Here is a 10,572-nt window from a genome sequence, read left to right on the forward strand (position 1 = left end):
CCGGGCTCAGCTCACGGCCTGGACCGCGTACAGCGAGCCGATGCCCAGGGCCAGCGAGCCCAGCAGGAGCCGCAGCACCCTTTCGGGAACGTGCGGCTGGAGCCGGGCTCCGAGATAGCCGCCGCAGAGTCCGCCGAGCCCGCAGGCCAGGCCCAGGGCCCAGTCGGGAGCGATGTCGCCCGTGGCGGTCAGCGACAGCAGGGCGTAGGAGACCGCCCCCGCGAGAGAGGTCACGAACGTGCAGGCGAGGGCGGCGGGCGCGACCTTCGCGACCGGCACCCCGCGCCCGACGAGGATCGGCCCGAGCAGCGAACCGCCGCCGATGCCGTAGACCCCTCCCGCGATGCCGACGGCCAGGGCGAGACCCGTGGTGGCGCGGGGCGACGGCTGTGCGGCAGCGGCCCCGCCGCGCGAGGGGCGCAGCGTACGGGCGCACAGCCACGCGCCCAGGGGGAGCAGCAGGACGGCGATGAACAGCCGGAAGACCGCCGGGCCCGGCACCGCGAAGACCCGGATCACCGCGCCGATCACCACACCCGGCACCGCGCCCACGACGAGCAGCCGGGTCAGCGGTCCGCGCAGTCGGCCGCTGTTGCGGTAGCGCAGGAGGGCGCCGGGGCACGACACCACGTTGTACAGCAGGTTGGTGGGGGTCACCGCGGGACTCGGCACACCGAGCACACTGACCTGCACCGGCAGCAGGAACACCGCACCGGATACGCCCACGGGTGCGGTGGTGACCGAGATCAGCAGCCCGGCGAGGAAGCCGAGCAGCCCCGTGGACCAGGTCACGTGCCCGCTACCGCAGGTGCGAGGTGTCGTTGAGGAGTCTCAGCGACGGGTTCCCGTCCGCGTAGTACGCCACCGTCGAGACCGAGGCCGGTGAGAGCTCCATGCGGAACAGCGACTCCGGGGGCGCGCCCAGCGCGAGCCGGACCAGGGTCTTGATCGGGGTGACGTGCGTGACCAGAAGCACGGTACGGCCCGCGTATCGGGCGATCAGCCGGTCTCGCGTCCCCGACACCCGCTCCGCCACCTCGGCGAAGCTCTCGCCGCCGCCCGTGGGCGCCGCGTCGGGGGACGCCAGCCAGGCGGTGAGGTCGGAGCCGTGGCGCTCCCGCACCTCGCCGAAGGTGAGCCCCTCCCAGGACCCGAAGTCCGTTTCGCGCAGCCCCTCTTCGACGTGGACCCGAAGACCGAGCCCGGCCGCCACGGCCTCCGCCGTCTCACGGCAGCGGCGCAGCGGGGAGCTCACGATCTCCTGGACCGTGCCCCGGGCGGCGAACGCCTCGGCGGCGCGGGCGGCCTGGTGGCGGCCGGTCTCCGAGAGCTGGGGGTCGGTGCCGCCACTGCCCGAAAACCGCTTCTCGGGGGTGAGAGCCGTCTCGCCGTGCCGGAGCAGGATGAAGGTGGCGGGCGCGCCCAAGTCGGGTGCGCTCCCCCAGCCCACCTGCGGGGTCGTCGGAGTTTCCTCCGGGGTGGCCTCCGCCGGGCGGGCGGCGGCCATCGCGGCGCGGACCTTCGCCGCCCCCGCCGCCGCGTCGCCGGGCGGGCCGGACGGGGGCAGCGGCGGTTCCGGGACGACGGGCGTGCGTGTCGTCCCCAGGTCGGCCTTCGAGGACGCCGGGTCCCATCGCTCGCCCCGCCTGCCCGCGTCCATCGCCTCGTTGGCGAGCCGGTCGGCGTGCTTGTTGTGCTCGCGCGGGATCCACTCGTACGTGACCGAGGAGGCGGGCAGAATGCTCGCGGCCTCCGCGGCGAGCGGCTTCATGTCCGGGTGCTTGATCTTCCAGCGGCCCGACATCTGCTCGACCACCAGCTTGGAGTCCATCCGGACGCGGACACGTACGTCCAGGTCCGGGAAGAGCTCCACGACCGCCCGCAGCCCGGCGATCAGGCCCTTGTACTCGGCGACGTTGTTCGTCGCGACGCCGATGTACTCGGCCGCCTCGGCGAGCGTCGCGGTGGTGTCCGGGTCGAGGACGACAGCCCCGTAGCCGGCGGGCCCCGGGTTGCCCCGGGAGCCGCCGTCGGCCTCGACGACCAGCGAGCGGGGAGCGGACACTACAGGCCCGAGTCCGCGGTGCGCACCAGGATGCGGTGGCAGTTCTCGCAGCGCAGCACCGTGTCGGGGGACGCGGCCTTCACGTCGTTGACCTCGGTGATGTTCAGCTCCAGGCGGCAGCCCTCGCAGCGGCGCTGGTAGAGCCGGGCCGCGCCGACGCCGCCCTGCTGGGCGCGCAGCTTGTCGTACAGCTTGAGGAGGTCGGCGGGCACGGCGCCCGAGACGACCTCGCGGTTCTTGGCCACTCCGGCGGCCTCGGCCTCGAGCTCCTGGGTGGCCGCGTCCCGGCGGGCGGTGGCGTCGTCCACCTTCGCCTGGACGGAGCGGACGCGCTCCGTCAGTTCGGTGACGCGCTCCTGGGCGGACTCGCGGCGCTCCATGATCTCGAGGACGACGTCCTCCAGGTCGCCCTGTCGCTTGGCCAGCGAGGTGAGCTCGCGCTGCAGGCTCTCCAGGTCCTTCGGCGAGGAGACCGCGCCCGAGTCGAGCCGCTGCTGGTCACGGACGGCGCGCTGGCGCACCTGGTCGACGTCCTGCTCCGCCTTGGTCTGCTCGCGGGTGGTGTCGCCCTCCTCGGTCTGGGAGGCGACGAGCAGGTCGCGCAGCTGGGCGAGGTCGCTGTTGAGCGCGTCGAGTTCGGCGTGCTCGGGCAGCGCGTCGCGCTTGTGGGAGAGCTGCGACAGACGTACGTCGAGTGCCTGGACTTCGAGGAGTCGGATCTGGTCGGCGGGCGCGGCGTTCAGTTGGGGGCTCCAGAAGAGTGGTGGGTGGTCCAGGGGTCGGTGACCTGCTTCGAGACATGGACCCGCAGGTCCCATCCGTGGCGGTCGGAAATCGCGTCGAGCTGCGCGGCGGCCTGCTCGCACCAGGGCCACTCGGTGGCCCAGTGTGCGGCATCGACCAGGCCGAGCGGCGAGTGCTGGACGGCCTCGGAGGCCGGGTGGTGGCGCAGGTCGGCGGTGAGGAAGGCGTCCACACCGGCGGCGCGTACGGCGTCGAAGAGGCTGTCGCCCGAGCCGCCGCTCACCGCGACCCGGCGCACGACGGCGTCGGGGTCGCCGGCCAGCCGGATGCCCTGCGCCGTGGCGGGCAGCCGGGCGGCGGCGCGGGCGGCGAGGTCGCGGAGGCTCTCGGGGTGGTCGAGCTCGCAGATCCGGCCGAGTCCGCGGCGGCCGGCGGCGTCGGTGGGGTCCGGCACGAGGGGGCCGGTGACCCGCAGGTCCAGGGCGGCGGCGAGGGCGTCGGAGACCCCGGGGTCGGCGGTGTCGGCGTTGGTGTGCGCGACGTGCAGGGCGATGTCGTGCTTGATCAGCCCGTGCACGACCCGGCCCTTGAAGGTGGAGGCCGCGACCGTCGTCGTGCCCCGCAGATACAGCGGGTGGTGGGTGACGATCAGCTGGGCGCCGAGGGTGCGGGCCTCGTCGGCGACCTGCTGGACGGGGTCGACGGCGAAGAGGACCCGGTCGACCGGCGCTCCGGGGTCCCCGCAGACCGTGCCGACGGCGTCCCATCCTTCGGCGCGCTCGGGCGGCCAGAGGGCGTCGAGCTCGGCGATGACTTCAGACAGACGGGGCACGGAGGAAAGGCTACCTGCCCGCCGTGCCCGGCCGACCCTGACCGCCGGGGCCCAGGAGGGCCGACCGGCGACCGGGGCGAATCGTTACGCGGCGGGCCCGGCTCGTCCAAGGCCGAGGTTCGCGCCGAGCTTCTGTTCCGCTCCAGCACAGCCCTCCTTGCCTCCGCAGGTGAATCGGGACATCAACATCCTTATGTGTGAAGTGGTGTGGCTCGTGTTGTCCGTCGGGTGGCGCGAAACCTAGCTTCGGTTGCCGGAGGTGACCGGACGATGACCGCCTGTGCCATCGAGGACAAGACCACCGGAGTCGCTGGGACTCCCGCGACGGCCGGGCCCGCACCCGAGCCGGCGGAACCGGACGGCCCGGACGCGTCCGTGCCGCACCCCGGCGCCGCGGACGGGCCGGACACGCCGGACGAGGACGACGAGCCCGCGGCAGCGGTGCCGGGGCTCCCCTCCGTACGGGCGGAGGGGGCGGGCGGTGCGCGGGCCACGTCGCGTGTCCTGCCGGCCGGGCTCACCATCGCCGCCGACCACTCGTACGCCGCGCGGCTGACGGCCGCCGGGGACGCGGCCGAACCGGCCTGGTTCCCGGAGCGCTGGACGCTGGACGGGCCCGAGCCCTACGCCGTCCCCCTACCCCTCGACCAGCCGGAGGAGGCGGACTCCGATGTGCTGCCGCTCTCGGACGGGCGGGTCCTCATCCGGCGGCGGGTGGGGGCCGACCGGCACACGTTCTCCCTGCTCTATCCGACCGGGCCCGGCACGGGTGAACTCCTCCTGGGCTCCCTCGACTGTCCGGAACCCACGCTCCTCCCGCCGCCCCCGGACGGCATGAGCGCCTGTGCCCTCCTCCCCGGTGAACGCTCCACCGCCGTCTGGCTGGTGGCGGGCGGCCGGTCGGGCCCGGAGCAGGTCGCGGAGGTTCCGGGTCGCTGTTCGGGCGGGGCCTGGCTGGACCGCGAGGGCCGGCTGCTCGCCCTGGACCGGCAGTTGCCGGGCGGCGGCCCCGTGAAGGCGGTCGTCCTGGACCTGGGGCGCGGTGGGGAGGTGTCCCCGCTGCTGCAGATCGCGCCGGGGAGCAACGACCGGTTGCTGCTCGCCGACGCCGACAGCGGCCTGTTGCTGGTCCTGTCGGACGCACCCGGCCAGGACCGGCTCGGCTGGGGCGTACTCGGCAGCTGTCTCCCGGTGCGGTTCCCGGAGTGCCTGCGCACACCGGACGGGACGCCGACACCGTTCGCCGTGCAGCCGGGGCAGATGCTGATGCCGGAGAGCTGCGCGGTGGCCCTGCGGATAGACGGTGCGGCGGGCAGCTGGGTGGGGCTGTGGCGTCCGGCGGGGCGTCGCCTGCACCAGTTCGCGGCACCCGCCGGGTGGCTGACCGGAAGCGGCTTCTGGACCCGGGAAGGCGTGCTGCACCTGCCGTACGCACAGGAGGGCGCCCCCTGCGCCGTGGCGGTACTGGAGGCTCCCGCCGACGAGCCGTACCCGGTCGTCAGGGGCGGAACGGACGCGTCCGGTGCCGCCCCGGCCCGGGGGGTGTGCACACCCGTCCCGCTGGGGCAGGCACCTCTGAGCGGGCGCACCCCGCCTGGGTAGGGTGTGGTCCGGGCTACGCAGCCGTTCCGCGCGGGCGCCGACGGTGACCGTGCCGGGGGGCGGCGGGGCTGCGACACCACACGTAAGCGATCGCAACGGGGAGACTTCCCACATGTCTGAAGCCCGAACCGACACGACCCGGACGCGCCCGCCGGAGGCGGACGCCGAACGGGCCGAAGCCGGCGGCTACGGAAAGCACCGAGGGGGCACGTCCGCGGAGAGCGTGACCGTGCAGCCGCACGGCCGTCACCGTCGTCCCTCCGAAGGGGGTGGCAGCGCGGCGGCGTGAGAGCCGCTCCGCACGAACACTGAGGGCCGCCGCAGCCACCTGGCCGCGGCGGCCCTCATGCCGTTGTGACGGGAAGGCTCCGGCAGCTCCGGATTCAGGCCTCCGGGGAACGCAGCGCCGAGGCGGGTTCCTTCCCCAGGCGGCCCTCCGCTCCGGTGCCGGGCCCTCCGGCCGCCCGTCCCCGAGCGCGGCCCGGCAGCCAGAGCAGCATCATCACCGCTCCGGCCACCAGCACCCCGGCGGACGTGCGGAAGGCCAGCGCGTATCCGGCCGTGATCTCCGCCGCGCCCGCGGAACCCCCGGTCCGGGCCGCCGCGACCGTGGAGAGCACGGCGAGGCCCAGCGCCCCGCCCATCGTGCGGGAGGTGTTGATCAGTCCGGAGACGAGTCCGGCGTCGCCGGGTGCCGCTCCGGAGGTGGCGAGGGCCGCCAGCGGGGTGGAGGCGAGTCCGGACCCGGCCATCATGAGGACGCCGGGGAGGCAGACCGCGGTGAGGTAGGAGCCGTGCACGCCCATGGTGGACTGCCAGCCGAAGCCGAGGGCGGCCACCAGGGTGCCGGCGACGGCCAGGGGCTTGGCGCCGGTGCGTGCCATGATCGCGGGCGCGGCCTTCGCGCCGACGAAGACGGCCACGGAGCTCGGTACGAGCGCGAATCCGGCTTCCAGCGGCGTGTATCCCAGGACGTTCTGGGCGTAGACGGTCATGAAGTACCACATGCAGAAGGTCGCCGAACCCAGCAGCAGCATCGACACGTTCGACGCCGAGACCGCCCGCACCCCGAGCACCCGCAGCGGCATCAGCGGGGCGGCGGTCCGAGCTTCCACCAGGACGAACACGCCGAGCAGGGCAAGGCCGCCCAGCAGGGGAACCAGGGTGGCGGCGGCGGTCCAGCCGGCGGCCTCGGTCTGCACGATGCCGTACGCCGTCGCGGCCAGGCCCGCCGTGACGAGCACCGCTCCCGGCAGGTCCACGCGGCGCCGGTCGCCCGCCCGGCCCTCGGCCAGCCAGACGGCCGCTCCGGCGAGGACCAGTACACCGATCGGCACGTTGATGAGCAGGACCCAGCGCCAGGACAGCAGGTCGGTGAGCACCCCGCCGATCAGCCCTCCGGCCGCTCCGCCGCCCGCGCCGACCGCCATCCAGGTGCCGATCGCCCTGGTCCGCGCGGGCCCTTCGGGGACGGCGGCGGTGAGGATCGTGAGCGTCGCCGGGGCCAGTACGGCGGCTCCGAGCCCCTGGCCCGCGCGGGCGGCGAGGAGCTGCCAGCCCTCCTGCGCGAACCCTCCGGCCAGGGAGGCCGCGGTGAAGAGGCCGAGCCCGGTCAGGAACATGCGCTTGCGGCCGTATATGTCGGCGGCCCGCCCGCCGAGCAGCATGAAGCCGGCGAAGGCGATCGAGTAGGCGTTGACGACCCACTGGAGTCCGGGTGCGCTCAGCCCCAGGTCGGTGCGCATGGACGGCAGCGCCACATTGACGACGGACACGTCGAGGACGACCAGGAACTGGCCGGTGCAGGCGGCCGCGACCACGGCCCATGTCCGGGTTCTCGGTCGGGCGGTGGGCCGTACGGGCGGGGAAGCGTCAACCATGCGTGTCATACTCGCAGGCCACCCGTGCCCCGTACATCCGTTTCCGGTCCCCCCTTCGGTCCCTTCAGGTCTCCACCCTCCGGCGTAGGACCTTTCGCCGACTGCCTTATTTTTGCGCCGCGTTCACCGGAATATCGCGGGCGTACGGAAGCGTTCACCATGCACACACTTGGCGGTCGGCGCTGCCTGTCGGCGTGCCCCCGCACACTCCGCCCCACGCGGTTCCCCGCACCACTGCCTGCCCCGGAGGCTCCACGTATGCAACGGACGACGAACGAACAGCAGGGCGCTCACCCGGCGCCCCCCGGCTCGCGCAAGGGCAGGGGCGGCGTCGTCCCCGTGCTCGCGTTCGCGGGGATCACCGTCGCGGTGATGCAGACCCTGCTCGTTCCCGTCATCAAGGACCTGCCGTCCCTGCTCTCCACCGACCCGGCGAACGCGACCTGGGTGATGACGGCCACCCTGCTGGCCGGGGCCGTCGCCACGCCGATCATGGGGCGGCTGGGCGATCTCTACGGGAAGCGGCGGATGCTGCTGGCCAGCCTCGCCGTGATGGTCGTCGGCTCGCTGATCTGTGCGTCCACCGGTGACCTCGTCGTCATGATCGTCGGCAGGGCGCTCCAGGGCTTCGCCATGGGAGCCATCCCGCTGGGGATCGGCATCATGCGCGATGTGCTGCCGGCCGAGAAGCTCGGCTCGGCGATGGCGCTGATGAGCTCGTCCATAGGGGTCGGCGGCGGACTCGCGCTGCCCGCCGCCGCGGTCGTCGCCCAGCACGCCGACTGGCACGCGCTCTTCCTCGGTTCGGCCGCGCTGGGCGTGCTGGCCATGACCCTGACGGCCCTCGTCGTGCCGGAGCCCCCGCTGCGCGCGCCGGGACGCTTCGACCACATCGGCGCGCTGGGGCTCGCCCTCGGCCTGGTCTGCCTGCTGCTGCCCGTGACCAAGGGCGGCGACTGGGGCTGGACCTCTCCCATGACGCTCGGCCTGATCGGCGCGTCGCTGCTGATCCTGGTGCTGTGGGGCCTGTTCGAGCTGCGTTCCCCCGCGCCGCTGGTCGATCTGCGGACCAGCGCCCGTCGTGAGGTGCTGCTCACCAACCTGGTCTCGATCATGGTCGGGGTGGCCTTCTACGCCGTCTCGCTGGTCCTGCCGCAGCTGCTCCAGCTGCCCGCGTCGACGGGTTACGGACTGGGGCAGTCCATGGTGGTGGCCGGGCTCTGCGTGGCACCGCTGGGCCTGACCATGATGTTCGTCGCCCCGTTGTACGCCCGGCTCTCCGCCCGTCGCGGCCCCAAGACCACGCTGATCCTGGGCATGCTCGTCATCGCCGTCGGGTACGGCGCGGGGCTCGGCCTGATGAGCGCCGCCTGGCAGACCGTGGTGATCGCGGTGGTGCTCGGGGCGGGCATCGGGCTCGCGTACTCCTCGCTGCCCGCCCTGATCATCGGGGCGGTCGACGCGTCCGAGACCGGCGCCGCCAACGGCCTGAACACGCTGATGCGTTCGATCGGCACCTCGCTGTCGAGTGCGGTGATCGGCATGGTGCTGGCCAACACCTCGGTACGGATGGGGTCGGTGGACGTCCCCACCATGGAGGGCTTCCGCACCTCGTTCATGATCGCCACCGGGGCGGTGCTGATCGGCCTCGTGCTGGCCTCGTTCCTCCCGGCACAGCGGAAGGAGCGCCCGGTGCTGCTGGCGAGCAGCGCAGGTGACGCGCTCGCCGCGGCGGGGTCCGCCCCGGCGGCGGTGGCGGTCAGTGCGCCGGGGAGTCGAACCTCGGCTCCGTAGCCAGCAGACCGGACACGTCGGTTCCGGCGGCGAGCTCCTGCGGCCGGGCTCCGCGCGTGAACAGCCGGGCGGCCCCGGCTCCCCGGACCTCTGCCGTGCCGTCCTGGACGCGGAGCCAGGACCCCTCGCGCAGCCCGAGCACGGGGACGTCGTTCTCCTCCAGGAATTCGGTGAGCCGCTCCTCACGGGTCTCGCCCTTGTGGGTGCTGGCCGGGTCCGGGTCCAGATAGTGCGGGTTGATCTGGAACGGGACCAGGCCCAGCGCGTCGAAGGACGGCGGCTGCACGATGGGCATGTCGTTGGAGGTCCGGAGGGTCGGCGCGGCCATGTTGGTGCCGGCGCTGGCCCCCATGTAGGGCAGCCCGTTCCGTGCGGCGTCCCGCACCGCGTCGCGCAGGCCGGTGCGGTAGAGCGCGTCGAGGAGCCGGAAGGAGTTGCCACCGCCGATGAACACGGCGTCCGAGGCGGCGAGTTCGGCGACGGGGTCGGCGCCCTCGTGGACTCCGCGCACGAGGATGCCGGACGGTTCCAGCGCGGCGCGGACACGTTCGGTGTACGCGTCATGGGCGGCCAGCGCGTACGGCACGAAGGCCAGCCGCGCGTTCGCCGGGAGGAACGCGGTGACGGTGTCCAGGGCGTGTTCCAGGTAACCGCAGCCGTACTGGGTGGAGTTGGAGAGCAGCAGCAGATTCACGGGGGGCTCCTCGTGCGTAGGGGCGGGGTGGGCGGTCGGACGGGGATCAGGCGGTACGAGGGCGGCCCGCGCGGGACTTCGGCCGCTGGGGCGGGTGGGTGAGACGCTGCTCCAGCAGGTGGGCCGCGTGGCGCAGCGCGTCGAGCCGGTCCTCGGGCGATCCCCCGAAGCGGTCCTCGCCTCCGCCGAGGCTGAGGCTGCCGTAGGGCTCACGCCTCAGGAACACCGGTACGGCGACGGTGGCGATGCCGGTGTCGTACTCGCCGACGGTCCACGCGTATCCCTGGGCCCGGACCTTCATGAACTCCTGCTCCAGCAGGTCCGGGTCGGTGACGGTCCGGTCCGTGAAGCGCGCCATGGGGCGGCCCCGGAAGAGTCGGTGGCGCTGGTCGTCCGGCAGATAGGCGTAGAACGACTTGCTGGTGGCCCCGGCGTGCGCCGGGTAGAGCTCGCCGACCAGCGGGTAGTAGCGCAGCGGCCCGGCCTCGCCTTCCTCGGCCGCCACGCACCGCATGTGGAAGCTGTCCGGCAGGCAGAACAGGACGGTGTCGCCGGTGGTCCGGCGGAGCTCCTCCAGCACCGGTGCGGCCAGCAGCTCCAGTGATCCCGAGCGCTCCCAGAGCCGGCCGAGTCGCAGCACGGCGGGGCCGATGCGGTAGCGGCGGGTGACCGGGTCGGAGACAAGGAACCCCCGGCCCGCGAGCGTGGCCAGCAGGCGCTGGGCGACCGAGGTGTCCCAGCCGAACTCCTCGGCGACCTCGGTGACACCCCAGTCGGGCCTGGTCCGCTCGAAGGCGAGCAGGACCAGGAGCGCCCGGTCGACGGTTTGCAGCGCCCCGGCGGGGGTCCGGCGGTCCGGATCGGAGTCGGCCATCAGCATCTCACCATTCAGACCTGAATTGCAGATAACGGGAAATCATTGCGTTCCACGGTAGCGGATCCCGAATGTTGCTCCAGCACC

At 73.5% G+C, this 10,572-nt stretch carries 10 protein-coding genes; 3 read left to right on the top strand and 7 right to left on the bottom strand.

The window, feature by feature from the left end; genetic code table 11:
* Positions 1 to 6 precede the first annotated feature (6 nt).
* Genes ABT001_RS04020 through ABT001_RS04035 form a run of 4 tightly spaced genes read right to left on the bottom strand, consistent with a single transcriptional unit; the run spans position 7 to position 3,641 of the window.
* Positions 7 to 792 (bottom strand): TSUP family transporter, encoded by a 786-nt coding sequence (locus ABT001_RS04020; RefSeq protein ID WP_351271985.1) that lies wholly within the window; start codon positions 790 to 792, stop codon positions 7 to 9.
* 7 nt (positions 793 to 799) lie between these two features.
* Positions 800 to 2,065, bottom strand: a complete 1,266-nt coding sequence (locus ABT001_RS04025) for a bifunctional RNase H/acid phosphatase (protein WP_351271988.1) — start codon at positions 2,063 to 2,065, stop codon at positions 800 to 802.
* Entirely contained in the window at positions 2,065 to 2,808 is a 744-nt protein-coding gene (locus ABT001_RS04030; protein WP_351272418.1) for a zinc ribbon domain-containing protein, read from the bottom strand. Before ABT001_RS04030 ends, ABT001_RS04025 begins: the two co-directional genes overlap by 1 nt.
* Positions 2,805 to 3,641 carry a Nif3-like dinuclear metal center hexameric protein gene (locus tag ABT001_RS04035; RefSeq protein WP_351271991.1) on the bottom strand — a complete coding sequence of 279 codons (837 nt, stop codon included), beginning with the start codon at positions 3,639 to 3,641 and terminating at the stop codon, positions 2,805 to 2,807. The genes ABT001_RS04030 and ABT001_RS04035 overlap by 4 nt, the downstream gene beginning before the upstream one ends.
* A gap of 270 nt (positions 3,642 to 3,911) precedes the next feature.
* Between ABT001_RS04035 and ABT001_RS04040 the strand changes: the two genes are divergently transcribed.
* Positions 3,912 to 5,243 (top strand): hypothetical protein, encoded by a 1,332-nt coding sequence (locus tag ABT001_RS04040; RefSeq protein ID WP_351271994.1) that lies wholly within the window; start codon positions 3,912 to 3,914, stop codon positions 5,241 to 5,243.
* Between the two features lie 112 nt (positions 5,244 to 5,355).
* The gene (locus ABT001_RS04045; protein WP_351271997.1) at positions 5,356 to 5,532 is read left to right on the top strand and encodes a hypothetical protein; all 177 of its coding nucleotides are present in this window, start codon (positions 5,356 to 5,358) and stop codon (positions 5,530 to 5,532) included.
* A 94-nt stretch (positions 5,533 to 5,626) separates the two neighbouring features.
* Here ABT001_RS04045 and ABT001_RS04050 read toward each other — a convergent pair whose 3' ends face one another.
* Positions 5,627 to 7,132, bottom strand: coding sequence for an MFS transporter (locus tag ABT001_RS04050; protein WP_502967415.1), 1,506 nt, complete (start codon positions 7,130 to 7,132; stop codon positions 5,627 to 5,629).
* 249 nt (positions 7,133 to 7,381) lie between these two features.
* Here ABT001_RS04050 and ABT001_RS04055 point away from each other — a divergent pair, with 249 nt between their 5' ends.
* Positions 7,382 to 8,917, top strand: coding sequence for an MFS transporter (locus tag ABT001_RS04055; protein WP_351272003.1), 1,536 nt, complete (start codon positions 7,382 to 7,384; stop codon positions 8,915 to 8,917).
* On the opposite strand, the gene pepE is transcribed toward ABT001_RS04055, so the two are convergent.
* Both pepE and ABT001_RS04065 read right to left on the bottom strand, forming a co-directional pair.
* A complete protein-coding gene (pepE, locus tag ABT001_RS04060; RefSeq protein ID WP_351272006.1) occupies positions 8,883 to 9,611 on the bottom strand; it encodes a dipeptidase PepE in 729 nt (242 codons plus the stop codon). The genes ABT001_RS04055 and pepE overlap by 35 nt on opposite strands.
* Positions 9,612 to 9,657: 46 nt before the next feature.
* Positions 9,658 to 10,485 (bottom strand): IclR family transcriptional regulator, encoded by an 828-nt coding sequence (locus ABT001_RS04065; protein WP_351272009.1) that lies wholly within the window; start codon positions 10,483 to 10,485, stop codon positions 9,658 to 9,660.
* Positions 10,486 to 10,572 lie beyond the last annotated feature (87 nt).

It is taken from the genome of Streptomyces sp. NPDC002793 (assembly GCF_040295485.1).
Lineage (GTDB): Bacteria > Actinomycetota > Actinomycetes > Streptomycetales > Streptomycetaceae > Streptomyces.